The 26024-nt window shown below is 35.0% G+C and carries 24 protein-coding genes; 21 read left to right on the top strand and 3 right to left on the bottom strand.

Annotated elements, in window-relative coordinates; all coding sequences use genetic code 11:
* Nucleotides 1-117: 117 nt before the first annotated feature.
* On the top strand, nucleotides 118-309 hold the full coding sequence (locus JMM81_RS14820; RefSeq protein ID WP_309143501.1) for a cold-inducible protein YdjO-related protein: 192 nt from the start codon (nucleotides 118-120) through the stop codon (nucleotides 307-309).
* Between the two features lie 489 nt (nucleotides 310-798).
* On the opposite strand, the gene yhfH is transcribed toward JMM81_RS14820, so the two are convergent.
* Nucleotides 799-933: a protein YhfH gene (gene yhfH / locus JMM81_RS14815; RefSeq protein ID WP_256242338.1), complete on the bottom strand. Its 135-nt coding sequence runs from the start codon at nucleotides 931-933 to the stop codon at nucleotides 799-801.
* 339 nt (nucleotides 934-1272) lie between these two features.
* Here yhfH and JMM81_RS14810 point away from each other — a divergent pair, with 339 nt between their 5' ends.
* The 6 genes from JMM81_RS14810 to JMM81_RS14785 all read left to right on the top strand — a co-directional run bounded on the left by JMM81_RS14810 (nucleotide 1273) and on the right by JMM81_RS14785 (nucleotide 7682).
* Entirely contained in the window at nucleotides 1273-3438 is a 2166-nt protein-coding gene (locus JMM81_RS14810) for a transglycosylase domain-containing protein (RefSeq protein WP_256242337.1), read from the top strand.
* A 140-nt stretch (nucleotides 3439-3578) separates the two neighbouring features.
* Complete coding sequence (locus JMM81_RS14805; protein WP_256242336.1) at nucleotides 3579-4670, top strand: branched-chain amino acid aminotransferase; 1092 nt, start codon at nucleotides 3579-3581, stop codon at nucleotides 4668-4670.
* A gap of 32 nt (nucleotides 4671-4702) precedes the next feature.
* Nucleotides 4703-5503, top strand: a complete 801-nt coding sequence (locus tag JMM81_RS14800; RefSeq protein ID WP_256242335.1) for an HAD family hydrolase — start codon at nucleotides 4703-4705, stop codon at nucleotides 5501-5503.
* A gap of 160 nt (nucleotides 5504-5663) precedes the next feature.
* Entirely contained in the window at nucleotides 5664-6485 is an 822-nt protein-coding gene (locus JMM81_RS14795; RefSeq protein ID WP_256242334.1) for a uroporphyrinogen-III synthase, read from the top strand.
* A gap of 81 nt (nucleotides 6486-6566) precedes the next feature.
* Entirely contained in the window at nucleotides 6567-7004 is a 438-nt protein-coding gene (locus tag JMM81_RS14790) for a peptidylprolyl isomerase (protein WP_256242333.1), read from the top strand.
* Between the two features lie 204 nt (nucleotides 7005-7208).
* Nucleotides 7209-7682 (top strand): N-acetyltransferase, encoded by a 474-nt coding sequence (locus JMM81_RS14785; RefSeq protein ID WP_256242332.1) that lies wholly within the window; start codon nucleotides 7209-7211, stop codon nucleotides 7680-7682.
* Nucleotides 7683-7729: 47 nt separating this feature from the next.
* Here JMM81_RS14785 and JMM81_RS14780 read toward each other — a convergent pair whose 3' ends face one another.
* The gene (locus tag JMM81_RS14780) at nucleotides 7730-8662 is read right to left on the bottom strand and encodes a manganese-dependent inorganic pyrophosphatase (RefSeq protein WP_256242331.1); all 933 of its coding nucleotides are present in this window, start codon (nucleotides 8660-8662) and stop codon (nucleotides 7730-7732) included.
* Nucleotides 8663-9011: 349 nt separating this feature from the next.
* Here JMM81_RS14780 and JMM81_RS14775 point away from each other — a divergent pair, with 349 nt between their 5' ends.
* The 9 genes from JMM81_RS14775 (at nucleotide 9012) to JMM81_RS14735 (ending at nucleotide 19980) form a co-directional block, all read left to right on the top strand.
* A complete protein-coding gene (locus tag JMM81_RS14775) occupies nucleotides 9012-9527 on the top strand; it encodes an HD domain-containing protein (RefSeq protein ID WP_256242330.1) in 516 nt (171 codons plus the stop codon).
* A gap of 181 nt (nucleotides 9528-9708) precedes the next feature.
* On the top strand, nucleotides 9709-10164 hold the full coding sequence (locus JMM81_RS14770) for an SRPBCC family protein (RefSeq protein ID WP_256242329.1): 456 nt from the start codon (nucleotides 9709-9711) through the stop codon (nucleotides 10162-10164).
* Between the two features lie 418 nt (nucleotides 10165-10582).
* The gene (locus tag JMM81_RS14765) at nucleotides 10583-11401 is read left to right on the top strand and encodes a pyruvate, water dikinase regulatory protein (protein ID WP_375162393.1); all 819 of its coding nucleotides are present in this window, start codon (nucleotides 10583-10585) and stop codon (nucleotides 11399-11401) included.
* Between the two features lie 2 nt (nucleotides 11402-11403).
* Nucleotides 11404-14073, top strand: a complete 2670-nt coding sequence (gene ppdK / locus JMM81_RS14760) for a pyruvate, phosphate dikinase (RefSeq protein ID WP_256242327.1) — start codon at nucleotides 11404-11406, stop codon at nucleotides 14071-14073.
* Nucleotides 14074-14166: 93 nt separating this feature from the next.
* Nucleotides 14167-15162, top strand: a complete 996-nt coding sequence (locus JMM81_RS14755; RefSeq protein ID WP_256242326.1) for a zinc-dependent alcohol dehydrogenase family protein — start codon at nucleotides 14167-14169, stop codon at nucleotides 15160-15162.
* Nucleotides 15163-15245: 83 nt separating this feature from the next.
* Nucleotides 15246-15755, top strand: coding sequence for a dUTP diphosphatase (locus JMM81_RS14750; RefSeq protein ID WP_256242325.1), 510 nt, complete (start codon nucleotides 15246-15248; stop codon nucleotides 15753-15755).
* Nucleotides 15756-15942: 187 nt separating this feature from the next.
* Entirely contained in the window at nucleotides 15943-16695 is a 753-nt protein-coding gene (locus tag JMM81_RS14745) for an exodeoxyribonuclease III (RefSeq protein ID WP_256242324.1), read from the top strand.
* 191 nt (nucleotides 16696-16886) lie between these two features.
* Nucleotides 16887-19445 (top strand): DEAD/DEAH box helicase, encoded by a 2559-nt coding sequence (locus tag JMM81_RS14740; protein WP_256242323.1) that lies wholly within the window; start codon nucleotides 16887-16889, stop codon nucleotides 19443-19445.
* A gap of 190 nt (nucleotides 19446-19635) precedes the next feature.
* A complete protein-coding gene (locus JMM81_RS14735; RefSeq protein ID WP_256242322.1) occupies nucleotides 19636-19980 on the top strand; it encodes a metal-sulfur cluster assembly factor in 345 nt (114 codons plus the stop codon).
* Between the two features lie 390 nt (nucleotides 19981-20370).
* Here JMM81_RS14735 and JMM81_RS14730 read toward each other — a convergent pair whose 3' ends face one another.
* A complete protein-coding gene (locus tag JMM81_RS14730) occupies nucleotides 20371-21147 on the bottom strand; it encodes an IclR family transcriptional regulator (protein WP_256242321.1) in 777 nt (258 codons plus the stop codon).
* 283 nt (nucleotides 21148-21430) lie between these two features.
* Between JMM81_RS14730 and JMM81_RS14725 the strand changes: the two genes are divergently transcribed.
* The 5 genes from JMM81_RS14725 to JMM81_RS14705 all read left to right on the top strand — a co-directional run bounded on the left by JMM81_RS14725 (nucleotide 21431) and on the right by JMM81_RS14705 (nucleotide 25847).
* Nucleotides 21431-22915 (top strand): aldehyde dehydrogenase, encoded by a 1485-nt coding sequence (locus JMM81_RS14725; RefSeq protein ID WP_256242320.1) that lies wholly within the window; start codon nucleotides 21431-21433, stop codon nucleotides 22913-22915.
* A gap of 119 nt (nucleotides 22916-23034) precedes the next feature.
* Nucleotides 23035-23814, top strand: coding sequence for a 2-keto-4-pentenoate hydratase (locus JMM81_RS14720; protein WP_256242319.1), 780 nt, complete (start codon nucleotides 23035-23037; stop codon nucleotides 23812-23814).
* 48 nt (nucleotides 23815-23862) lie between these two features.
* Nucleotides 23863-24645, top strand: a complete 783-nt coding sequence (locus JMM81_RS14715; RefSeq protein WP_256242318.1) for a 2-keto-4-pentenoate hydratase — start codon at nucleotides 23863-23865, stop codon at nucleotides 24643-24645.
* Nucleotides 24646-24706: 61 nt separating this feature from the next.
* On the top strand, nucleotides 24707-24898 hold the full coding sequence (locus tag JMM81_RS14710; protein ID WP_256242317.1) for a 4-oxalocrotonate tautomerase: 192 nt from the start codon (nucleotides 24707-24709) through the stop codon (nucleotides 24896-24898).
* A 316-nt stretch (nucleotides 24899-25214) separates the two neighbouring features.
* Nucleotides 25215-25847 carry a branched-chain amino acid aminotransferase gene (locus tag JMM81_RS14705; protein ID WP_256242316.1) on the top strand — a complete coding sequence of 211 codons (633 nt, stop codon included), beginning with the start codon at nucleotides 25215-25217 and terminating at the stop codon, nucleotides 25845-25847.
* Nucleotides 25848-26024: the final 177 nt, after the last annotated feature.

Raw genomic sequence — 26024 nt, 5'->3', positions numbered from 1 at the left:
TAATGATCAAATTTTTTACCCATTATATAAGAAAATGGGGAGACTGTACATGATAAGTTTTTCAAAACCCTTTGAACTGGGAAATAGAACGAACTTTTCATAAAAACTTAGGGGGCGATTCCGATTTTTTTTAACAGAAAGGGTCAAGATGATAAATTAGAAAACATTATGACGGATGTAGAAGTGTATTCTTGTAATGATACTTCTTGTAACGGTTGGATGAGAAAAGAATTTGCATCTGAAGATTTAAAATGTCCGCTATGTGGTCACGAAATGACAGTAGAGATCCGGGAACTGCCCAAGATTTAAACTACACTTATGTGTAGTTTTTATTTTTACTCATTTTATCATCAAAATAAGATATGAAAAACAAGTAAGTTCATTGAAAATTAGTAAAAGTGTAAAAAGCATTTTGATACATTTCCAATAGCTGTACGTTTATGGAAAGCTCTAGGCCCTAAGATCATTGTATCCAGTAATAGTAGAATAAATGTTTTACTATTAGGTATGTGATTGGAATTCAAAAAGCCACTTAAAATTAGTACCCATTATCGATCGGGAAAATTGATAAGATAATTAAAGTAAAAATGCTTGCGAAACAAACACACATTGGCTAGATAGCTAAAATAGAGTGAGATGAATTCACTATATTTAAAATGAAAGTGTTCGCAGATCGGCTAATGATAATGGTTGGGTCCCCAAAAGTGTTCATTGCTAAAATAAAAAGCCCTCTTGAATAAGGGCTTTTTATTTTGGTGCCAAGATTTTTTTAATAAATCCATGTCGTCGAGTAGGATACTATTCCGGTTTTTTTGATAGGCAACGATCGCACTCCATTAAATATGATTCAATTTGTTCCTTCATCATTTGACCGCACTCTGGGCATATTTTTTTTGATAAGTTAAGAGTAGATTGATTTTGTTTTGTTGTCATTTTATCCATCCCTTTCTTATAGTACAGATTTTTTTATTACGAGTTGTTATAATACAGTATATATAATTTCCTATTACTTGAACACCTTTTTTTCAAAAAAATCAGAAAAATTTTAAAAAACAAAAAATAATGGTTGTGAAGTTAATTCACGCCATTTAATTATTTGCAGATGGATGTAAAATGGTTATATCTGTTTTTTGCAGTAATAGGTGTTCAATTCGCAGTATGGTATCCTCTTTAATTCGATCAAAAAGACTATATTTCTTTCCAAATTTATTTGTTTTAAGCTATTATTAGATCAATTAGGATGTACTTTTTTAAAAGATAAAAGGAGAAATAATGAAAAGATTACAACTTGTTTGGGTGTTATTTAAACAATTGTGGAAAAGGTTTAGTCTTCCCATTCTGTCCTTTTTTCAAAGAGGATTAGAGGTAACTAGCCGTTTTTGGAAAAAGAAACACCTGACGCAAATATTATTATTAGTCGGATTATCATTTGTTTTACTAAGCATCTTATTTTTTGCTTTTATGGCTTCAAAGGTGAATGTTCAATCCCTTCAAGATGGCCTAAGTCAAACCACTATTATTTATGATAAAGATGGAGAAATAGCCGCAAAAGTTGATATGAACCGAGCAACAGGTGTGAATATCAAAAAATTGCCTGACTATGTGTCTAATGCAGTCATAGCCATTGAAGATCGTCGTTTTATGGAACATAATGGCTTTGATATAAAAGGTATTTCAAGAGCGTTCTTCAATAATCTGTTTTCAGGAAGGATTACAGGTGGTGGCAGCACAATTACACAGCAACTCACAAAAAATGCGTTGCTTTCTCATGAACAAACATATCGACGAAAAGTAGAAGAATTATTTCTAGCGGTTGAAATTGAAAAGCATTATACAAAAGACGAGATATTGAACATGTACTTAAATCAAGTTTACTTTGGAAGTGGTGCTTGGGGTATTGACCAAGCCGCACAGAAATATTTTCATAAAGATATTAGCACCGTTACGATAAGCGAAGCCGCTATGCTTGCTGGATTATTGCAAGCTCCATCAGCTCTTGATCCATTTAATCATTATGAACGTGCAGTGGATAGACGAGATGTTGTATTAGGGAGTATGAAGGAATTAGGAATGATTACAGATCATGAATATCAAGAGGCTAAAAAAGAAAAAATCATTCTTGAAGATGGTGGCGGGAGCTATATAAAGCGTGATTATCCTTATTATGTAGATGCCGTATTAGATGAAGCGATTTCTCAATATGGTTTAACACAAGAGGAAATTATGACCAGAGGTTATCATATATATACGGAAATGGATCAAAATATACAGTCAGTATTAGAAGAAGTATACAGAGAAGATTCGCTTTTTCCTGCTAGTAGGGATGAAATGCTTGTCCAAAGTGGAGCTGTTTTCCTTGATCCTAAAACAGCTGGAGTTCGTGGTCTTGTTGGTGGTAGAGGGAATTATGTGTTTCGTGGTTTTAACCGAGCAACACATATTAAAGCACAGCCTGGATCCACGTTGAAGCCACTTGCGGTGTATACACCTGCACTTGAAGAAGGGTATACACCGACTTCTATTTTAAAAGATGAAAGGATGACTTTTGGCGACTATGCCCCTGAAAATTTCTCTCGTACTTTTCAAGGGGAAGTTCCGATGTATGAAGCAGTGGCACAGTCATTAAATATGCCCACAGTATGGTTGTTAAATGAAATTAGCTTGGATAAAGGCATTACTTCTTTGGGGGAATTTGGTATTCCACTAGAAAAGGAAGACCGTCACCTCGGTATTGCACTGGGAGGGATGAATAAAGGGATTTCTCCTTTGCAGTTAGCCGAAGCATACTCTGTTTTTGCCAATGATGGAAATCAAGAAGAAGGTCATCTGATAACAAAAATTGTTGGGCCAACAGGAAATGTGATTGCTGAATATGAAAATAATACAAAAAAAATAATATCGAAAAAAGTAGCAGAAGAAATGACATCAATGTTATTGGGGGTTGTAGAGGAAGGGACAGCGAAAGGAACACAAATTTCAGGGATAGAACTAGCGGGAAAAACGGGTTCCACTCAGCTTCCATATCATGATATTAATGGAACGAAAGATCAATGGTTTGTTGGTTACACCCCAAATCTCGTTGGTGCAGTTTGGCTGGGGTATGATCAAACAGACCGGCAACATTATTTAGCTTCAAGCAGCTCTAAAACGGTAGTTCCTATTTTTAGGACGATAATGGAGAAGGTTAAGCCTTATATTGAGCATGAAGAATTTAAAACAAGGTCTGTACAAGCGGAGCTAAGGGAAGTTGAAAAACAAATAAAGGAAAGGAAGCAGAAACAGCAGCAAAAACAGTCGTTTAAAGACCAAACAGATAAAATAAAAGAAAAAATCAAAGAAGAGGTACCAAAATGGAAAGGAAAATGGGATCAAGAGATTGAAGATGCGAAAGAAAAGGCGAAAAAACTGAAAGATAAAATAGAAAGTATTGTGGAATAGTAATGAAAGAATCGATTTAATTCAATTAAATTGGGCATTTTTCAAAATAATTTATCTTTAAAAATTTATTTTTTGTGATAAAGTATTACTATCAGATTTTTCATATTTAGTTTTATATATTTAGATTGGAGACGAAAATCATGTCAAACGAAAATATTAGTATCACATTAACTACAGATCGCAAACAAAAACCAGATGTTGAACATCTTGAATTCGGTAAAGTATTTACGGATCATATGTTTGTGATGGATTATTCCTTAGATCAAGGATGGCATGATGCACGAATTATTCCTTATCAACCGATTACGATTGATCCATCAGCGATGATCTTTCATTACGGACAGACGGTATTCGAAGGTTTAAAAGCTTATCATTCAAAAGATGGAAAAGTATTGTTGTTTAGACCTGATCGGAATATGCAAAGGTTAAATCAGTCAAACGATCGACTTTGTATTCCGGAAATCGATGAAAACTTAGCGATCAGCGCTTTAAAAGAACTCGTTAAAGTTGATAGTGACTGGGTACCAAAGGCGCCAGGGACTTCTTTATATATTCGTCCATTTATTATCTCAACTGAACCGTCTCTTGGCGTTCATCCTGCAGCATCATATAAATTTATGATTATCATGTCTCCTGTTGGATCCTACTATAAAGAAGGGATTCATCCCATTAAAATTTCTGTTGAAAGCCATTATGTTCGTGCCGTAGCAGGTGGAACGGGGCAAGCTAAAACAGCAGGAAACTATGCTTCAAGCTTGAAGGCACAAGAAGTAGCTGAAGAGAGTGGTTATTCTCAAGTTTTATGGCTGGATGGAGTAGAAAGAAAATATGTTGAAGAAGTAGGCAGTATGAATATTTTCTTTAAAATAAATGGAGAAATTGTGACTCCTGAATTAAATGGAAGTATTTTAGAAGGGGTTACAAGAAACTCAATCTTACGATTATTAAAACATTGGAATATTCCAGCTGTTGAACGAAGAATATCAATGGATGAGGTATACCAAGCGTATAAAGCTGGTGTGTTGGAAGAAGTTTTTGGAACTGGAACGGCTGCCGTTATTTCTCCAGTTGGTGAATTATTTTGGAATAATGAAAAGTTAACCGTTAATGGTGGGAAAACTGGAGAACTTTCAATGAAATTATACAATACATTAACAGCTATTCAACTTGGAAGTGAGCCTGATCCATTTGGTTGGGTTGTAGAAGTTGAGCAAGAAGTGACAAATAAATAATTTGAATTTTTCAAAGGAAGAGGGATTCTAGTATGATTGAAGCGATTTTTTTTGATCTTGATGATACGTTGCTGTGGGATCAAAAAAGTGTAAAGGAAGCATTTGTTGCTACTTGTGTAGTAGCCGCTGAAAAATATGATCTCCATCCTGAAAAGCTTGAGGAATCTGTTCGAGAAGAAGCGAGAAAACTTTACTCTAGCTATGAAACATACCCATTTACACAAATGATCGGAATTAATCCGTTTGAAGGCTTATGGGGAAACTTTCTTGATGACCATGATCAATTTCGAAAAATGAAAGAAATTGTACCAGAATATCGTAAGGAAGCATGGAAAAGAGGTTTGCAGGTTCATGGTGTCGATGACGATGACTTTGCTACTATTTTAGCGGAACGATTTCCAGAAGAGAGACGACGTAAACCATTTGTATATGAAGATAGCTATAACATATTGGATCAGTTAAAGGGAAAATACAAACTTTTGTTATTGACAAATGGATCTCCAGATTTGCAAAATACAAAGCTGGAGATTACACCTGAATTGGTTCCTTATTTTGATCAAATTGTCATCTCAGGTGCTTTTGGAAGGGGAAAACCTGATCCAATGATTTTTGAACATGCTCTTTCATTACTAAATCTCGAAAAAAATCAAGTACTAATGGTTGGCGATAATCTTATGACTGATATTCTTGGTGCAAAACGTGCTGGAATAAAATCGGTTTGGATTAATCGTCACGAAAAAGAACGAAACGAAGTGGTTCCAGATTACGAAATTAGTCGCTTAGAGGAACTGTTTACGATTTTGGACAGTTTAAAGGTAAAAGAAACTCGATAAAGAACCCCCCATCAGTGGAGGATATCTTTAATGCTTAATTATAAAAAACCTCGGTCCCTGTAGTGATCGAGGGTTTTTTGATTTAAAAATTACTAGTAAAATACTGGATTCTATGTAAAAATGGCAACAGATATATAACTTTTTGGAAGAGGTGTTGGTAATGGGAAAATCCTTGGTAGGAAAGCATATCGTATTAGGTGCATCACGTAAAACAGAAGAAATGTCGACGTTAATTGAGAAACAAGGTGGAAAAGCGAGTGTTCGTTCATTGCAAGGAACGGTTTTTAAAGCAGAAGAGGAAGTGAAACGTGATTTAAGAACATTTGTGGCAGAGGGTGCTGATTGGGTCATCTTTACAACAGGAATTGGTTTTCAAGTATTGCTAGAACAAGCGGAAGATCTAGGTGTTAAAGCAGATTTCATCAAACAAGTAGAGCAAGCGAAAGTGGCCTCAAGAGGTTATAAAACGGCTGCCGCATTAAGGAAATGGCAGATTCAACCTGTTGCATCAGATGATAATGGTACAACGCAGAGTCTTATTCGACAGCTAGAGGATATTGATTTTTCAGCACAAAGAGTTGTTGTCCAGCTCCACGGTGAAAAAGCACCAAAATTAATGCAGTTTTTAGAAACGAAGGGTGCGGCCACAACTCAATTACTTCCTTATCAGCATATTCCACCATTACAAGAAACAGTTGAAACTCTATGCCAAGAATTAATGGCAGGATCTATAGATGCTGTTTGCTTTACAACAGCCATTCAAGTTCACTCGTTATTTGAATATGCAAGCCAAAAAGGGTATTTGAATGAGATAAAAGCAGCTTTTGCAGATAAAACCATTGCCACAGCAGTAGGAAAGGTGACAGCTGAAGCATTAAGAGAAGAGGAGATCTCACGTATTGTTGTACCTGAGCATGAACGGATGGGTGCAATGATCCTGGAATTGGCTCATTATTTTGAGTCGGAAAACACAAGAAAATGAAGTATGCCCTTTTCTTTGTGATATGATCGAAATAATGATATGATTAATTGTGTTTTGATTAACCAAAAGGAGATGTTGATAATGGCGAAAAAAGGATACATACTGATGCAAAATGGGGAAAAGATTGAATTTGATTTATTTCCTAATGAAGCACCTGAAACAGTGGCAAACTTTGAAAAGCTTATTAATGAAGGTTTTTATAATGGGCTTACTTTTCACCGAGTCATCCCTAGTTTTGTGAGTCAAGGTGGAGATCCAAATGGAAATGGTACTGGTGGCCCAGGGTATACGATCAAATGTGAAACAGAAGGAAATCCACATAAACATGAAGCAGGATCCTTATCGATGGCACATGCAGGTAGAGATACAGGTGGAAGCCAATTTTTCATCGTTCATGAACCACAACCACATTTAAATGGTGTTCATACGGTTTTTGGAAAAGTAACATCAGGTATGGAAACGGTACTTGCTATGAAAAATGGCGATGTCATGGAAAAAGTAGAAATGGTAGAAGCTTAAAAAGTAAGTCATTAAAAAAACAGCTAAGTTATTTCACACTTGGCTGTTTTTTATTTGTATCTTTATCTTTTATCCTTCATAAGATGAAACGATTAATAAAATATTTTTTATATTTATACATTTTTGTGATTAATTATTGACTTTTTCTGAAAATGAAGTATGATAAAAGCAATTAAAGATAATTAGATAAAGGTGAGGACAACAATGATTGAGATTAGAAGAGCGAACATTTCGGATATAGATACATTATATGATTTAATCAATATTTATTCAGACAAAGAGATCGTTTTACCTCGAACAAAAGAGTCGTTATATCAGAATGTTTTTTCTATTTTTGTGGCGATTGTTGATGGAAAAGTGGTAGGGTCTGCAAGTTTGACCATTTTAGATAAACAATTAGCAGAAATTCGTTCGCTGGTTGTGGATTCTTCAATGAAAAAAGCAGGAATCGGAAAGTTATTAGTGGAAACGATCATAGAAGAAACAAAAAGATTAGGAATTGATAAGTTAATTTCACTTACGTATCAAGTTGAGTTTTTTCAAAAGTGTGGATTTGAAGTAACTGTTAAAGACAATATGCCACAAAAGGTATGGAAAGATTGCATTCACTGTCCGAAGTTACATCATTGTGATGAAATTGCCATGATTATGTATGTCAACGACAGAGTACTAGTGTAAAAAGGAATAATAAAAAGCATGGATATCAATCCATGCTTTTTATTATTCTATAGAGATTTTAGTGTATCTGTTAATACAGGCACAATTTGTTTTTTGCGGGATACGACACCTTCTAATAGGGCAGTATTATTATCAAGCTTCGTATTAAACGCTTTTTCAACTGCATTTGTCATTGTACCAAGCGCAAGTCCAACTGAATCATTTGTCAAGATATCTGTGACAACAAATAAGAATAAATCAAGCTTTTTATCTGCAATCAACGTTGAAATGGCTTCTTCAATTTCTTTTTGACGGGAAAGAACATCTTTCGTGTCTACTGCATTGACTTGAGCGATCATAACTTTGTAATTCCCCATGTCAAATTCTTTTGCATCAAGTGTAATTAATTGTTCTATCGTCTTATCACTTAAATCGGCACCGGCTTTTAACATCTCTAAGCCATACTTTTCTGCGTCAACGCCAGCGATTTCAGCTAATTCATGCGCTGCAGCAATATCTTGTTCTGTGCATGTGGGAGATTTAAATAATAAAGAATCAGAAATGATTGCTGAAAGCATTAAACCAGCGATTTCTTTTTTTATTTCAACTCCATGCTCTTTGTAAATTTTGTTTAAAATTGTTGTTGTACAGCCAACTGGTTCTGCACGATAGTAAAGGGGGTCGCTCGTTTGAAAATTTGCAATACGATGATGATCAATAACCTCAAGTACACGAACTTCATCAATATCATCAGCACTTTGCTGACGCTCATTGTGATCTACCAATATGACTTGACTTGCTTCAGAAGCTACCTTTTCGACTAAACGTGGTACATTCACCTGAAAGTAATCTAGTGCATATTGTGTTTCTCCATTAATTTCGCCAAGACGGACAGGCTCAGCATTTATGCCAATTGCTGATTTTAAATGTGCATATGCAATGGCTGAACAAATCGTGTCTGTATCTGGGTTTTTATGTCCGAAAATAAGTGTTTTTTCCATTTTTGTGCTCCTTATTATAGAGATAATTATTTGTGAAGATTTTTATCCATATAGCAATATAAATCTTCATTCAAAGAATATATTAACACATTTTTGAAAAAAAAAAGTCTATTTTATTCATATTTTTATCTATTTCCCATTCAATTAGTCAGAAATAGAAGATTTCCGATAAAATCATTCCATATTAATAAAACTTCATAAAGTGACCATTTATATAATGAAAAATATAATAGGAAAAAGATAAATTAGTTGTCATCCTAATGGAAAAAAGAGTAATATAGATAAAATATTATTTTGCTCGTTTTCTTAGATAAGATGGTCAGTGACTTATTTAATGGAGGGAGAATATATGAGAGATGTTTCGTTAATAGATATTTTTAACCATCGAATTGCCCAAAAATATGTGAAACGATCTGGTTTAGCTCATGCCATTGCTGTATCTTATCATGCCTTTCAATACGCTAAGAAGAATAATGTTGATGTAGATAGTGCTGCTAAAGCGGGCTTTTTACATGATATTGGACATTACACTTGGTACAAAAATGGGAAATGGGACTACGACTTGTACCGGCAAAATGATATTCATGCGATAAAAGGGGCAGAAAGAGCCCATAAATTATTGATTCGACTTGGAGAAAATCCAATAAAAGCAAAGGAAATCGCTTTAGCAATTTTATTTCATACAGATTCTTATTTTCCTGGTGGTGAAATTGTCAGGACACCGTTACAAGCAATTATTAAAAAAGCGGATGAAAAAGATGAGGAGCCCGGGGGAAGTCATCATTACAGAAAAATTGAACAACATCGTGCATACCGTTTATTACAGCGTTTAGATCAAAAAATTGATAAAGAGCTTATTGATTAGCTTTCATGAGTGTTCCTTCACAAAGGAACACTTTTTTGACTTTATTCTAGAAACTATAGATTTGAGATCTGTTTACTTTTGTATCCTACTTCACTATCTTTGTTTTTATAAAAAATGAATATTACGAAGTAACATGGAATATGACTATACCATGAACAGCGACAATAAAGGAGGTGTTTTTATGTCTTCTCATTTACACAAAATGGTCGTTAATGTACCTATTCATACAGTTTGGAAGTTTGTTCATTCAATGGATCATTGGGCTCCGCTTGTTCCAGGCTATATAGAACACGAGATTCTCAATGAAAGAGAATCAACTTGGAAGTTTAAAAGTAATCTAGGGGTTATGAAGAAAAAAATTCATTTAAAAGTAGAAATAACGGATTGGGTTGAACCAGAAAAGGTGAATTTTATTCTTATCGGTTTGAATGAAAAGTTTATAGGGAGTGGTTACTTTGAGGCAACGATACTTACAAAGAATAAAACAAGCATGACCGGTTATCTTGATATTACTGCAGAAGGAACGTTAGCCAAAATAGTCAATCCTATTTTAAAATCAAGTATACCAGAAATGACAGAAGAGTTTACGATTGCTGTCGGGCAAAAAATAGAGGAAGTCGCGAGAGAACTTTATTGAATATGTGAAGGAATAATTAAACAGGTTGATCAAGCATGTATAACTATAATGATGTTTAAAATAAATAAATAAGAGAAAAGATAGATAAAAGTAGCTTTCGAAGTCTACTTATCTATCTTTTTTTGTAATATAATAAATTTGAAAGTGCTTACTTTCTAAAAAAATGTTTATTTTTTCACAAAAAATAGTACACGAGTTTTTTTTAATGTGTTATGCTATATTCATAAAAAGTATAACCTATTTAAAAATAATAAATAATTTATTAGTGGTGGTGGGTTTGAGCAAGATATTAAAGAGTTCCTTTAAAAGAGTTACTTTTTATCTGGGAAAATAATACATTTTATATATGGATGATTGAAGAAAATCCAGCTCTAATAGGTTTCTAAAATCCCTCATCGAAGAAAAGGGTGTGAACATTATATTTTCAGAAAAAGAAGTTGTTTACGTAGTTTCAGATTCAGTTGGGGAAACCGCTGAGTTTGTTGTAAAAGCGGTGGCTACTCAGTTTAATGGGGGTCAGGTGGATATTCGCCGCCATTCCTACGCTGAGGATACGGAAGATATTGAAGCAGTTATTCAAATAGCCATGCAGAGTAATTCTATTATTGCTTATACGATTGTTATCCCTGAATTGAAGGCATATTTAGATCAGCGTGCAAATGAAGAGGGGATTATGGCTGTTGATTTATTGAATCCGCTAATGGGTGCCTTTAAGAAACAGTTTAAAAAGGAGCCTAATCATCAACCTAAATTATTGAGAAAGCTAGATGATGATTATTTTAGAAGGGTGGAAGCGATTGAATTTGCCGTTAAATATGATGATGGTCGTGACCCACGTGGGGTGATACGTGCTGATATTGTATTAATTGGTGTTTCTCGTACATCCAAAACACCGCTCTCGATGTATCTTGCCCATCAAGGGTATAAGGTGGCGAATGTCCCGTTAGTTCCTGAAGTTTCACCTCCTGACGAGCTTTTTCGTGTTCGACGAAATAAATGTGTTGGATTGATTATTACACCAGATAAATTAAATGAAATTCGAAAAGAACGTCTCATTTCAATGGGGTTAAAATCAGAAGCAAATTATGCAAGTTTTGAAAGAATTCTTGAAGAATTGGAATATGCTGAAAAAATTATGAAACGGGTTGGATGCCCGATCATTAATGTTTCGAATAAAGCTGTTGAAGAGACAGCAGGATTAATTACTGACGTGTTGAAAAGTGGAAGGGGTCAATGATGATGAATAAATTTGTTTACCTATTTAATGAAGGAAATAGTGAAATGAAAGATTTACTTGGTGGAAAAGGAGCTAATCTAGCAGAAATGACAAAAATTGGTCTTCCTGTTCCTTTTGGTTTTACTATTTCAACGCAAGCTTGTAATGATTACTACGAAGCGGGAAAGAAAATATCAGAACCTGTAGAAGTTCAAATATTATCGGCACTTCAAACCCTTGAAGAAAAAACAGGTAAGAAGCTAGGTGATCCAACGAATCCATTGCTTGTCTCTGTTCGATCAGGATCCGTTTTCTCTATGCCTGGAATGATGGATACCGTTTTGAACCTAGGAATGAACGACGAAACAGTTAAAGGCGTGGCTCACTTAACAGGAAACGCTCGTTTTGCCTATGATTCTTACCGTCGTTTTATTCAAATGTTTAGTAATGTAGTTTTAAGTATTGATGTTTTTTACTTTGAACAATATTTAGAAGAAATAAGAGAGAAAAAGGGTTATACAACGGATCCTGAATTAACAGCTGAAGATTGGAAGGAAGTTATTGAAGGTTATAAGGGAATTGTTAAAAAGCATACGAAAAATGATTTTCCACAAGATCCAAAACAACAAATGTTTTTATCCATTAATTCTGTCTTTGATTCTTGGAATAATCAACGGGCTATTATTTATCGTCGCCTAAACAAAATACCTGATCATCTGGGAACCGCTGTTAACATTCAAAGTATGGTCTTTGGTAATATGGGGAACGATTCTGGAACAGGTGTTGCTTTTACACGTAATCCTTCAACCGGAGAACATATCCTTTATGGAGAATATTTAATTAATGCTCAAGGGGAAGATGTAGTTGCAGGAATTCGCACACCACAACCGATTCATATACTTGAACAGGATATGCCAAATGTATTTAAGAAATTTACAGATACATGTCAACTGCTTGAACAGCATTATCAAGATATGCAAGATATTGAATTTACGGTTGAACGTGGAGAACTTTATATTTTGCAAACTCGAACTGGAAAGCGTACAGCACAAGCGGCTATCCGGATTGCTGTTGAAATGGTAAAAGAAGGGATTATTGATAAAAAGACTGCGTTACTTCGTGTAGATCCAGAGCAATTGGATCAATTGCTTCATCGTCGTATTGATGATTCGTTTGAACGTAAACAATTGGCAAAAGGATTACCTGCATCACCTGGTGCGGCAACAGGGGCAGTTGTATTCGATGCAGATGAAGCAGAGCAATTAGGCAATGAAGGTAAAAAAGTGATTCTCGTACGTCCAGAAACAACTCCAGATGATATACATGGCATTGTAGCTGCACAAGCCATTGTGACAAGTCGTGGTGGAATGACAAGTCACGCTGCTGTAGTAGCACGCGGAATGGGAAAAGCTTGTATTTGTGGTTGTGAAACATTAAAAATTGATTTGAATGCTAAGAAATTTTCTGTAGGGGACACGGTTGTTCAATATGGAGATATTATTACGATTGACGGCTCAACAGGGGAAATTATGTTAGGTGAAATCCCAATGATTGATCCACAACTTTCTGATGAATTCCAACTTTTACTCTCTTGGGCAGACGAAGCTAGATTCTTAGGTGTTCGTGCAAATGCTGATAATCCAGAAGATGCTAAAAAAGCATTAGAATTCGGTGCGGGTGGAATTGGTTTATGTCGTACAGAGCATATGTTCATGGACCCAAAACGGATTCCGATTGTTCAGGAAATGATTCTAGCAGAAAATTATGATGAACGTATGATAGCACTTGAAAAACTTTTGCCAATGCAACAAGGTGATTTTGAAGGCATTTTTGAAGCCATGGAAGGTCATCCGGTTACGATTCGCTTACTTGATCCTCCAATGCATGAATTTTTACCAGATAAAGAAGAACTTTTAGTAGAAGTGACGACGCTTCAACTGACAGCTCCTGATTCAGCAGAATTGAAGGAAAAAGAGTTTCTTTTGAAAAAGGTCAATCAATTAGCAGAGTTTAATCCAATGCTTGGACATCGTGGTTGTCGTTTAGGTATGATATTCCCAGAAATTTATGAAATGCAAGCAAGAGCAATCTTTAATGCGGTTGTAACGTTAACGGAAAAAGGATTACTAGTGAAACCAGAAATCATGATTCCATTAGTAGGTCATGTAAATGAGCTAAAACGTATGCGTCAACTTGTTAATGAGACAGCGGATAAAGTGAAGGAAGAGAACGGTATTGGTTTTGATTATTTAGTAGGAACGATGATTGAAATTCCACGTGCTGCTTTAACCGCTGATGAAATTGCAGAAGAAGCTGACTTTTTCTCATTTGGAACAAATGACTTAACGCAGACAACCTTTGGCTATAGCCGTGATGATGCAGAAGGAAAGTTTTTACAAGCATATACAGAGCAAAAAGTTCTTCCGGAAAATCCATTTGCTGTTCTTGATCAACAAGGAGTTGGTAAACTAGTTGAAACAGGAGTCAAGCTTGGCCGTTCTGTTAAGCCGAAGTTGAAAACAGGTATTTGTGGGGAGCATGGCGGTGAAAAAAGCTCTATTGAATTCTGTTACAAAGCAGGATTAGATTATGTCAGCTGTTCACCATACCGTGTACCATTAGCACGTCTTGCTGCTGCACAAGCAACGATTCGTCATGAAAAAAAAGAAGAAGTAGCGGTAGCTGCAAAATAAAAGATTAATGAGGGAGCACCGTTAATGGTGCTCTCTTTTTCATGATACAATAGAGAAGGAATTTTAATAAATAAGATAATGGGAGCGATTCATTTGAAAGCACAAGTTATTCATTCATACGGAGATGTCTCTGCATTTCAATTAGAAGAAGTGGACATCCCTCTTGTCAGGCCAGGTCATGTCCTCATTCAAGTGAAGGCCACGAGTGTGAACCCGATAGATACGAAAGTTCGTAGTGGCGTAGTACCTGCTGTTTCCCCTGTGTTACCTGCTATATTACATGGGGATGTTGCAGGAATTGTAACGGAAGTTGGAGAAGGTGTTTCGGAATTTAAGAAAGGTGATGAAGTATATAGTTGTGCAGGTGGATTTAAGGGGACAGGTGGTGCACTAGCCGAGTATATGCTTGCTGATGCTAGATTACTTGCTCGCAAACCGAAAAACTTATCCATGGAAGAAGCAGCAGCGATTCCACTTGTTGCTATAACGGCATGGGAGGCACTGTTCGATCGTGCGAAAATAACAGCTGGTGATGACATTTTAATTCATGGAGCAACTGGTGGGGTTGGGCATGTAGCGATTCAGTTAGCGAAGTGGGCCGGAGCCAAAGTATATACAACAGCTTCTACACCAGAAAAGCGTCAGATAGCAAAAGAACTTGGAGCAGATGCGGTAATTAATTATAAGGAAACATCTGTGAAAGATTATGTTGATCAGTATACGAATGGACAAGGTTTTAAGTATATTTTTGATACGGTTGGTGGTGAAAATCTCGATCGATCTTTTCAAGCTGCAGCCCTACATGGGACAGTTGTAGCAATTGCAGCAAGATCGACACATGATTTGACCCCACTTCATTCAAAAGCCTTATCTTTTCATGTTGTTTTTATGCTTCTACATATTTTAAATGAAGATCATCGTAAGCAAAATGGGGATATTCTAAAGAATATTACTTCAATTATTGAGAACGGAAAACTACGTCCATTAATTGATCAAAAACGATTTACATTTGATGAAGTGTCTAAAGCTCATCAATATTTAGAATCCAATAAAGCGATTGGAAAAATAGTATTAGTAAATAAATGGTAATATAATTAGAGGTTTGACTTGTTATTCTGATGTTAGGCTCATAATAACTGAGAGATAAGATGATGATAGAGGATGAAGAATGAATGAATGTTAAAAAGTTATGTAAAATGCAAAAAGTACTCGATGATCGAATCATTAAAGAGCATCAATTAGAAGGTAAAGATTTAGAAGAAAACAAAATTCTCGCTTTGTTGGTTGAAATAAGTGAATTGGCTAATGAAACGCGTTGCTTTAAACATTGGAGTACAAAAGGGCCGAGTGAGGAAAATGTTCTTTTAGAAGAATATGTTGACTCGCTACACTTTTTCTTAAGTATCGCAAACTATTATCAATACGATGTTGACCGATTGTACGAGCTATATGTAAATGATTTTAATCTTTCTACAAAACAAGTATCACTTGTTACAGCTTTTAAAGTAAATATGGGAAAAATACTTAAAATGGAAATAAACCAAGACGGTTTCCATTACATTGACGCTTTTGCAACTTATTTAAATCTTGGAAAAATGCTTGGGTTCAATTGGGATCAAATCGAACAAGCCTATATGAGGAAAAATGAAATTAATCATAAACGTCAAGATAATGGTTATTGATAAGGCTGTATTAAAGGTTATTGTTGATAAATGGTCTTTGGTGTATGTGGCCATGTGTTTTATTCAGAATAAATAACTTAATGGACGCGTATATCAAAGGACATTCGACCGTCAACATTATTATTTAACACAGCCATTAATAAAAAGGATGTATCTGTAAACTTAAAGACAACAAGGGGAAAATGTAATGAAATTAGTCTCATGGAATGTGAATGGAATTAGGGCGTGTGTACGTAAAGGATTTTTGGATTATTTTCAACAAGTAGATGCAGATATTTTTTGTATACAGGAAACAAAGTTACAAGAAAATCAAATTTCTCTTGAGTTAGAAGGTTACCATCAGTTTTGGAATTATGCTGAAAGAAAAGGATATTCTGGAACAGCTATTTTTTCAAAAAAGGAACCAATTTCTGTTACATATGGGATTGAGTTAGAAGAGCCTGATCGAGAAGGTCGAGTGATTACATTAGAATTTGAAACTTATTATGTAGTGAATGTGTATACGCCAAATTCAAAACGTGATTTAACAAGATTGGAGTACCGCTTAATTTGGGAAGATGGGATGAGAGAGCATTTAATCAAACTAAATGAACATAAACCAGTTATTTTTTGTGGAGATTTAAATGTGGCTCATAATGAAATTGACCTTAGAAATCCAAAACCGAATATAGGGAATTCAGGTTTTACAGACGAAGAAAGAAATAAAATGTCCCTTTTATTAGCAGCGGGATTTATAGATAGTTTCCGTTACTTTTATCCAGACCAAATGGATTCTTATACATGGTGGTCTTATATGAGTAAAGTTCGTGAGCGTAATATTGGTTGGCGGATAGACTATTTTCTTGTATCAGAAAGAATGGCGGACAGCTTAAAGGATGCCGATATCCATAGTGATATTTTAGGCAGCGATCACTGTCCAATTATGTTAGAAACCATTTAACTTTTTTTGAAGTGGTATGGCAAAGCCCATACCACTTTTTTAATTTGATTAATTTGTGAAAGCTTTTTGGTTATTAGACTAATAATAAGGATAGAATAATTCGACAATTAGAAACAAATGTTCTAAAATATAGATAGATACTTACAAAATTAGAGGTTATTTAAGGATTTATTTGAGAAGGAGGTCATCATATGAAAAGATTAGCTTCCGTATATCCTGAGGCGGTAGAGCATACAAAACAAAAGGTACGTGATGATATTATCTTTTTTTTGCAAGATAAAGAGAAGATCCCTACCTTTGATGAGTATGTGAACGAGAGAAAACATTATATTGAGCAAATTTGGATAAATGTATGGATGAATCGCGCTTCAAATCAAGTTCCTCGTGTAGAAAAAAAACAGTATTTAAGTACAAAGGGATATGAGGTTGAAGGTGTTGACCGGAAAATAATCAATAAATTATTTCGTTCTAAAATAAAAACCTATCAACCATTTCCTATTAAAGATTGGGTTCAAGAAATGTTTGCTGAACAGGATGAATATTGGTCTGAATTGTATGAAATGGCAAGGATGAACTATAAAAAGCGCTTAGCAGAGCAGGCAGCTGTAGCTGCAAAGAAACAATTCACTGAAATGATTGAAACAGAAGTTGAGCGGTTAATGAGTGAATATCAACATTTTTTTTATTTGCGAACAAGAAAATTTGTTGCTGATCGAATAAAAGGTGATTTTCAATCGAAAATAAGATATCAGTCGATTGACCCATTTGCAATAGGAGAAAGGCTAGTGCCCCAAGGAACTTTTGAAACATCGGATTATTCAACAGTAGGGGATTTTTTCACTGAGTTAACAGGTGAAATTCAAAAGGTCTCACACTGGGATCGGTATGATTATGAATATGAGACCTACTTTGATACATATCAAATTGTTATTTATCAGTATCTTTTCGATATTGTACGAGAACATATTCACCAAATTCTTTCTCCTGATTTGACTTCTAGTTATGAAGATTCTGTAGTGAATTCAGCTTTGGACGATTGCATCGATAACATGATGGATCAAATAAGTGATAGAATCATGACTTATATTGAAGATGAATATATTGCGGATTTAATGAGGCTTGCAGATATTTCTTTTGAATTAGAAGAACATGAGAAATTATTTATCCAGGATGTACAGTTGCGAGAGCAAAGAAAAGCAGAGGAAAGAGCTGAAATTCAGCGAAAAAAAGAAGAAGAAGCTCGCATTTTAAATGATATTTTTGAACGGGAGTATAATCCACCAAAGGGTAGAGATGTTCGTTACGTTCTGCATATTGGTGAGACAAATACGGGGAAAACGTATCATGCACTCCAACGGTTGATGCAAGCTGAAAGTGGAATATACTTAGCCCCCTTGCGTTTACTAGCGCTAGAAGTATTTGATTTCTTAAATGCACAAGGGACACCATGTTCATTAAAAACAGGGGAAGAGGAAAAAATAATTTCTCATGCCAGCCATATTTCATCTACCGTTGAGATGTTTCACGAAAAAGATTTTTATGAAGTGGTCGTTATAGATGAATCACAAATGATTTCTGATAAGGATCGCGGTTTCTCTTGGTATAAAGCGATTACAAAAGTACAGGCAAAAGAAGTCCATATTATAGCAAGTCGCAATGCAAAAGAGATGCTCGTTCAGCTTTTGGGTGACTCGGAAATGGAGATCACTGAATATAGAAGAGAAACGCCACTTGAAGTAGAGAAAAAAGAATTTAAAATTAAACATGTGAAAAAAGGGGACGCCTTAATTTGCTTTTCGAGGAAGAGGGTTCTGGAAACAGCCTCTCGACTTCAGAATGATGGACATTCTGTTAGTATGATTTACGGGAGTATGCCTCCAGAAACAAGAAAGAAGCAGGTTGAACGCTTTATTAAAGGGGAAACAAGCATCGTTGTTTCCACAGATGCCATTGGAATGGGGTTAAACCTACCCATTCACCGAATTATCTTTTTAGAAAACAGTAAATTTGATGGGACGTCGAGGCGTCGTCTTACCTCACAAGAAGTGAAACAAATTGCAGGTCGTGCAGGTAGAAAAGGCCTTTATCCTATTGGAAAAGTTGCCTTCACTGAAAATATTAAAAAAATGGAAGAGCTTCTTACACAAGAGGATGAACTCATTCATACATTTGCCATTGCCCCAACTAATAGTGTATTTGAAAGGTTCCAAAAATACTATCGAGACTTGGGAACTTTTTTTGAACTGTGGCATAAATTTAAAAGTCCTAAAGGAACAAAGAAAGCGTCACTCTTAGAGGAACGGGAGTTATATGAGTTAATTAGAGGAACTGAACTGGAAGCACGACTTTCACTCATGGATCTATATGGTTTATTGCATTTGCCGTTCTCTACAAGAGAGTCTGATTTAATAAGGCAGTGGAAACAGTCAGTTGAATCCATTGTAGCGGGAAAAGAACCACCAGATCCTAAAATAAAAAAGCGAACTTTAGAAAATCTAGAACTTTCATATAAAGCGATCGGACTTCATCTGTTATTTTTGTATCGTTTAAATAAACGAACAGATGCCGTTTATTGGGAAAGAATTCGTGAAGAAATTAGTGATGCCGTTCATGAAAAGCTAAAAACGGATGTGAAGGATATCAAAAAAAGATGCAGAAAATGCAACAAAAAATTATCATGGGACCATCGTTACCAAATATGTGATTCATGTCATGAACAAAGGTATCGAAATCATAATCATTATTATTAAAAAATATATTAGAATGATGGTTTCAATAAAACAGTAGAGAAATGGGGCCCTATTTCATGTATGCTTAATAGGTAATCCTATCGTAGTCTTAAATAATACCTCTTGTATGATATACATCACAAGTTCTTTACTTTTTGTATGATATATTCTTATTGAGAAATATTATCATTCTAAAAGATGAGGAAAATAGATGGTGAAAAAATATCAAGAGGTGAATACAGTGAGTAAAGAATTAGTAGATCGAATATATGAAGTTCTAGAAGAAGTTATGGATCCTGAACTTGGAATTGATATTGTTAATTTAGGACTTGTTTATGAAGTAGAGGTGGATGAAGAAAAACAAGCATTTATTAAAATGACGATGACTTCAATGGGATGCCCGATGGCTGGTCAGATTTTAGCGGATTCTAAAATGAAACTGTCTATGAATATAAAAGAATTAACAAATATCCAAATAGATATAGTGTGGAATCCACCTTGGGGGAAAGAGCGTATGTCTCGCTATGCAAAAATTGCCCTCGGTGTACGTGATTAACAATGAATAAAAAGTTGAACTAATTAAAGGAACTTAAAAAGTGTTCACTTTGAATAATTAATAGGTATTTTCATCAACATACAGTAAATAAAAGAAGTTAAATACCTATAGGTATTTAACTTCTTTTATTTAAACGGACTTTTTCAGTGACTTCAATCGATTAGAAATTGCCTCTTTTTATTTTGAATTTGTTATTTCATCAAAATATTGGGTGGGTAGAGTGCCGTAATTTAAATAATAATTCCACCTTTTCGATAGAATTCTTTATTTTCGTTCTTTTATGACAAATATCTACATTCGAAACTTTACTCAAGTTCAGATATTTGATAGGATAATAGTGTAGTAGTAAATGATTCCATATACTTTTGAGCCGATGTATCACTACTACATTTAATGTATATAGCCCATATTTCGAGAGATTTCCATACTTGCACTGATCACCTTTTTAGCGAATGATGGAATTTTGTGCTGCTGAATTCGCTGTTTTGGCCCAACGACAGAAAGTGCAGCAATTACTTTTCCAGTATAGTCATAAATGGGGGCTGCAATGGTAACTCCCCCTTCAGAAAATTCCTCAACGCTATAGGCATAGCCATTTTCTCTTATTTCATTTAGATGGGATCGCAAATGATCTGGGTTTGTAATGGTATTTTTCGTATATCGCTTCAATCCTTGATTGATGATGCTTTCAATTATATCTGGACTTGAGTAAGCCATGAGTACTTTACCTGAACTTGTACAATAGGGAGGATTTCTTTTCCCAACATGTGTTAAAAATCTAACAGGGTGATTGCATTCTACTTTTTGTAAATAAACAACGTCTAAATAGTCGAAGATGGAAATGTGAGCGGTTTCACCTATACTTTCTACTAATTTATTCAGAATGGGCTGTGACTCACGAACGATATCCATGTTGTTGTTAATAATTCCACTCAAGGTAAGGATTGAGAACCCTAAACGGTATTTTTTTGTTTCGGGGTCTTTGAATACAAATCCTTCACTTGCAAGCGTTGCCATCGTTCTACTTACGGTACTTTTGTTTAACCCTAGAGAAGAAGAAATATCGCTTACCTTCTTCTCGGGTTCATCCATTGTAAAACTATTTAAGATTCGTAAAGCATTTTTTACAGACGAAAGGTAATTGTCACCTTTATGATTTTGTTCCATAACTAATCCTCCTGTACGCTATATTTTTTCATATGAATAAACAGTGTTGCTATATATGAAAAAATATAGCAGAAAAAGAGGGTAATGAAAAGAAATAATATGAAAATTTTTAAGAGTACATATGATAGACGCAGTTTAGGAACAAAAAGAAAAAATATTTAATTAATTAATTGATTTTATTTCATATAAAGCAACTAGGTAGTTGTATATGAAACGCGCAACCGTTATCATGAGTTTATGAAAAGTAATTCAATAGTTTTTAAATATAAGGAGGCAATAAAAAATGGCTGTAGAAACAAAAACGATTGTTGAACCTATAGTAAAAGCATTTGACTGTTTACATTATATTGATGGACAATATGTAGAATCACTTAATAAGAAAACTTTTAATAATGTTAACCCTGTAACTGAAGAAGTTTATGGTACAGTTGCCGAAGGAAGCGCAGCAGATATTGATTTAGCGGTTAAAGCTGCTAAACGTGCTTTTGAAGAAGGACCATGGGGAAAAATGAGCACAAAGGAACGTTCAAAAATTATCCGCAAAGTTGGGGACATTCTTGAAGCAAGACAAGAAGAAATTGCACAATTAGAATCATTAGATAATGGTAAACATCTTAAATTCTCACGTCACGTGGATGCTCCTCGTGCAGCAGCAAACTTCCATTTCTTTGCTGACTACATGCTTTCTGTAGGAACAGAATCATTCCAAGATGATACTCATAATGCGATTAACTACGGATATCGCCGTCCAATTGGTGTAGTTGGATTAATCCAGCCATGGAATCTTCCATTATTCTTATTAACTTGGAAATTAGCTCCAGCTTTAGCTGCAGGATGTACAGTAGTTATTAAGCCATCTGAATTAACTCCAATGACAGCAACATTATTAATGGAGATTCTTGAAGAAGCTGGCGTTCCTAATGGTGTTGTGAACATGGTTCACGGTTTTGGACCTGGTGCTGGAAGTGCAATCAACAAACACCCTGACATTGCAGGTATCGGCTTTATCGGACAAGTAAGCACAGGTATTAAGATCATGGAGGAAGCTGCTCCAACATTGAAAAAACTTTCCTTTGAATTAGGTGGTAAAAACCCTAACATCATCTTTGCAGATGTGGATATTGATGAAGTAGTTGCAACTACAGTTAGATCAAGTTTCACAAACCAAGGGGAAGTTTGTGTATGCGGTTCAAGAATTTATGTTGAACGCCCAATTTTTGATGAATTCGTAGAAAAATTCGCAGCAAAAACAAGAGAGTTAAAAGTTGGTAACCCATTTGATCTGGACAACGATCAAGGCGCATTAGTTGCTAAAGTACACTATGATAAAGTAATGAGCTACCTAAAAGTTGCTGAAGAAGAAGGCGGTACTTTCGTTACAGGCGGTAAACGTCCTGAAGGGTTGGATAAAGGGTATTTCATAGAACCAACTATTATTACTGGTTTAGATGACAGCTCTCGTTGTGTTCGCGAAGAAATCTTTGGACCAGTTGTTACAGTCATTCCATTCGACACAGAAGAAGAAGTGATTGCGGCAGCAAACGATACTCGTTTGGGCTTAAGCAATACAATTTGGACTAATGACATCCGTCGTGCACACCGTGTAGCACAATCAATTGAATCTGGATTATCTTATATCAACTGCTGGTTCGTACGTGATTTAAGAACTCCATTTGGCGGTACGAAAGATAGTGGACTAGGTCGTGTCGGTGGTGTTCATAGCTGGGAATTCTACACAGAATTAACTAACATTTGCGTTAAACTATAAGATCAGTTACATTAACTTTATATGTTGCACGGTTAAACGGGCTAACCGTGCAACATATTTAAAAATTCGTATGCTTGATTACGAAAAAATACATAGTGGAAAAGAAAGGATGAATTCAATTGACTAGTAAAATTGAAAAGTTTGCAGCTCAATTATTAGAAGCTGAAGCCACTCAAGTAGGGATCGATCCACTAACAGTAACAGATTCAGAAATTACTGTTGATGAGGCTTATTACATTCAGTTAGAAAACATTAAAAAGAAATTAAGTGAAGGACAAAAAGTTGTAGGAAAGAAAATTGGCTTAACTTCTATTGCTGTACAAAAAATGTTAGGTGTTGATGAACCAGACTATGGTCACCTATTAGACAGCATGGTCGTTGAAAATGGTGGAACAATCGACTGCAAAACAATGCTTCAACCGAAAATTGAAGGAGAAATCGCATTTATTTTGAAAAAAGATCTAAAAGGACCAAATGTGACAGCTGTTGATGTTATTCAAGCAACAGATTATGTTTTACCTGCTTTGGAAATTGTTGATAGCCGTGTGCAAGATTGGAAAATCAAACTTCAAGATACAGTAGCAGATAACGCTTCATCAGGCTTATATGTTTTAGGTGGAAAACCAACAAAGATTGAAGATATTGATCTTGAGTTAGTTGGTATGGTGCTATCACAAAATGGTGAAATGGTAAATACAGGTGTGGGCGCTGCAGCTTTAGGAAATCCTGCTACATGTGTTGCCTGGTTAGCCAATCGTTTAGCTGATTATGATATTACTCTAAAAGCAGGAGAAGTCATTCTTTCTGGTGCACTTTCTGGAATGGTAGTTGCTAACCCAGGAGATTCTTTCACTGCAAGATTTGCTCATTTAGGACAAGTAAGCGTTAATTTTAAATAATCGTACATGATTTGAAAATAGAATGGAAACAATCAAGGAGGAAAAAGAATGTCTAACGAAATCATTAAACAAATTAAAGACTATTTAGTAGCAGCAGAAGTTGAAAAGCGTGAAGTGGTTAAAGTAACTTCAACAATCAAACCTGATTTAACGGTTGAAGAAGCATACCAAGCACAAGAGTTACTTGTCCAAACAAAATTAGATGAAGGCCGCAAAATTGTTGGTCCTAAAATGGGCTTAACAAGTAAAGCAAAATGGGATCAAATGGGTGTGGATGAGCCTATCTACGGTTATGTGTTTGATTATATGTTGGTCGATAACGGTGGAGTAGTTCCTTTTCAAATCCATCCGAAAGTAGAAGCTGAAATTGCTTTCCTTATCGGTGAAGATATCGAAGGTCCTGGAATTACAGGTGCTCAAGTATTAGCGAAAACAGAATATGTTTTACCTGCACTTGAAATCATTGACAGCCGCTATGAAAACTTTAACTTTACATTAACAGATGTTATTGCTGATAATGCATCAACTTCAAGAGTTGTATTTGGTAACACGCTTAAAAAACCAAGTGAGCTTGATCTTGATTTAGTAGGAGCAACATTATCTATTAATGGTCAAATTAAAGACCTAGGAGCTGGTGCTGCAGTATTAGGACATCCAGCTAATGCAATCGCTGTACTTGCTAACATGCTTGCTAGAAAAGGACAAAAAATTAAGAAGGGCGATCTTATTTTATCTGGTGCATTAACAGGTGCTATTTTGTTAAATTCAGGTGATTTTGTAACTGGTAAATTTGATGGTCTAGGTGAAGTTACATTCACTATGGGTGAATAATTCAAAATGAAATGATTCTGTCATTCTTTGAACTATAAATGATCGAAAGGGGGGTATAACAATGCCACTAATACAAGTAAATATTATGGAAGGCAGACCGCCTGAAAAAATTAAGGAATTAATCAGTAATGTTACAGATACTGTTTCAGAAACATTAGGTGCACCGAAACAAAATGTTCGAGTATTGGTTACTGAGATGCCTAAAACACATTGGGGAATTGCTGGTGTTCCAGCATCTGAAACTAGAAAATAATCATTATTATTTGTAATTGTACAATTTAATAAAAAGTAAAAATAAAATTCCACTTCTCTTACCATATTTATGGAGGAAGTGGAGTTTTTTTATACCTGTAATTCAAGCGATTTTATATTTGTCGCTACAGTTGAATTAATTAATGAGAAAGAATAGAGGCAATATTAATAAAATAGTATGATGTTAATCGAATTGAAAAATAGAAAGTTCGATAAGAATGAGTAAATAAAAGAGACAAAACGAGATTCAAGTTTCGTTTTGTCTCTTTTTGTTATACTATTACTAGTGAATACATAAATGAAGGATGATTAAAACAATGTTAAAAAAACAAATGATTCAATACACAGAGAAACTCTTAGCAGATCAAAAAGAAATTCAGAAATCTGATCAGCTCCAATTAGAGATTTATAAAGAAGAGAAGGACTATATTGAAAAACATCATTTGCTTGCAGAAGATGTAAAAGCAAATGTGTCATTTATGGAAAAGGAGTCACATTCTCGTTTCACAGATGTTTATATTGAACGATGTGATAAGGAATCAGAAGAGTTATTAGCAGAAGAAATGTCTGCTTTTTTAGATCAATCCATTCATTATTTTAAAAATAACATTAACGAATTCATGTACTTGGAATCAAAATGGTTCGACATTATCGGTGTTGATGCCATTTCTTTTGAAGCAGATAGTGTCTTTGGAACGTATGATGTCATGTTAGGATTAAAGGTGCCCAAAAAGGCAGAAGCTTCTTTGAAAACGTTTTTAACAAGTGAATTACATAAAGAAGATGGAACCTTTGATCTTATGTTCAGTCCAAATGATGGCCTGTGGGATTTTAATTTTTCTTTGAACGATTTAAATGAATACAATGAAAAGTGGACGATACAAGAAGCGTATAGTGCTATTTATCGTTTTTTATTTCGATTAGTGGAAGCGGTCGAAGAAATGAAATAAAAGTAAAGGCCCTTAGGTCATACAATATGTTTTTAGAACGGTACAAATTAAAGTGAAACTGATAAACCGTTTTAAACAAGGCAGAGCATACCTTTATTGTTATCTATGGTAGGAGGGTAATCATGAACAAGAACGAGGTGTATATGAATGAAAATTGAGGTATGGTCTGATTAAGTT

The organism is Bacillus sp. V3B (assembly GCF_024494465.1).
Lineage (GTDB): Bacteria > Bacillota > Bacilli > Bacillales > Cytobacillaceae > Bacillus_BD.
This window is presented reverse-complemented; position numbering and strand designations above follow the sequence as displayed.

Excerpts from the sequence above, each read along its gene's own strand:
- JMM81_RS14800 (WP_256242335.1), top strand. The coding sequence starts at position 4,703 with ATGATTGAAGCGATTTTTTTTGATCTTGATGATACGTTGCTGTGGGAT.
- JMM81_RS14740 (WP_256242323.1), top strand. The coding sequence starts at position 16,887 with ATGAAAAGATTAGCTTCCGTATATCCTGAGGCGGTAGAGCATACAAAA.
- JMM81_RS14725 (WP_256242320.1), top strand. The coding sequence starts at position 21,431 with ATGGCTGTAGAAACAAAAACGATTGTTGAACCTATAGTAAAAGCATTT.
- JMM81_RS14735 (WP_256242322.1), top strand. The coding sequence starts at position 19,636 with ATGGTGAAAAAATATCAAGAGGTGAATACAGTGAGTAAAGAATTAGTA.
- JMM81_RS14705 (WP_256242316.1), top strand. The coding sequence starts at position 25,215 with ATGTTAAAAAAACAAATGATTCAATACACAGAGAAACTCTTAGCAGAT.
- JMM81_RS14730 (WP_256242321.1), bottom strand. The coding sequence starts at position 21,147 with ATGGAACAAAATCATAAAGGTGACAATTACCTTTCGTCTGTAAAAAAT.
- JMM81_RS14775 (WP_256242330.1), top strand. The coding sequence starts at position 9,012 with ATGAGAGATGTTTCGTTAATAGATATTTTTAACCATCGAATTGCCCAA.
- JMM81_RS14785 (WP_256242332.1), top strand. The coding sequence starts at position 7,209 with ATGATTGAGATTAGAAGAGCGAACATTTCGGATATAGATACATTATAT.
- JMM81_RS14745 (WP_256242324.1), top strand. The coding sequence starts at position 15,943 with ATGAAATTAGTCTCATGGAATGTGAATGGAATTAGGGCGTGTGTACGT.
- JMM81_RS14770 (WP_256242329.1), top strand. The coding sequence starts at position 9,709 with ATGTCTTCTCATTTACACAAAATGGTCGTTAATGTACCTATTCATACA.
- JMM81_RS14810 (WP_256242337.1), top strand. The coding sequence starts at position 1,273 with ATGAAAAGATTACAACTTGTTTGGGTGTTATTTAAACAATTGTGGAAA.
- JMM81_RS14805 (WP_256242336.1), top strand. The coding sequence starts at position 3,579 with ATGTCAAACGAAAATATTAGTATCACATTAACTACAGATCGCAAACAA.
- JMM81_RS14780 (WP_256242331.1), bottom strand. The coding sequence starts at position 8,662 with ATGGAAAAAACACTTATTTTCGGACATAAAAACCCAGATACAGACACG.
- ppdK (WP_256242327.1), top strand. The coding sequence starts at position 11,404 with ATGAATAAATTTGTTTACCTATTTAATGAAGGAAATAGTGAAATGAAA.
- JMM81_RS14710 (WP_256242317.1), top strand. The coding sequence starts at position 24,707 with ATGCCACTAATACAAGTAAATATTATGGAAGGCAGACCGCCTGAAAAA.
- JMM81_RS14790 (WP_256242333.1), top strand. The coding sequence starts at position 6,567 with ATGGCGAAAAAAGGATACATACTGATGCAAAATGGGGAAAAGATTGAA.
- yhfH (WP_256242338.1), bottom strand. The coding sequence starts at position 933 with ATGACAACAAAACAAAATCAATCTACTCTTAACTTATCAAAAAAAATA.
- JMM81_RS14715 (WP_256242318.1), top strand. The coding sequence starts at position 23,863 with ATGTCTAACGAAATCATTAAACAAATTAAAGACTATTTAGTAGCAGCA.
- JMM81_RS14795 (WP_256242334.1), top strand. The coding sequence starts at position 5,664 with ATGGGAAAATCCTTGGTAGGAAAGCATATCGTATTAGGTGCATCACGT.
- JMM81_RS14750 (WP_256242325.1), top strand. The coding sequence starts at position 15,246 with ATGAATGTTAAAAAGTTATGTAAAATGCAAAAAGTACTCGATGATCGA.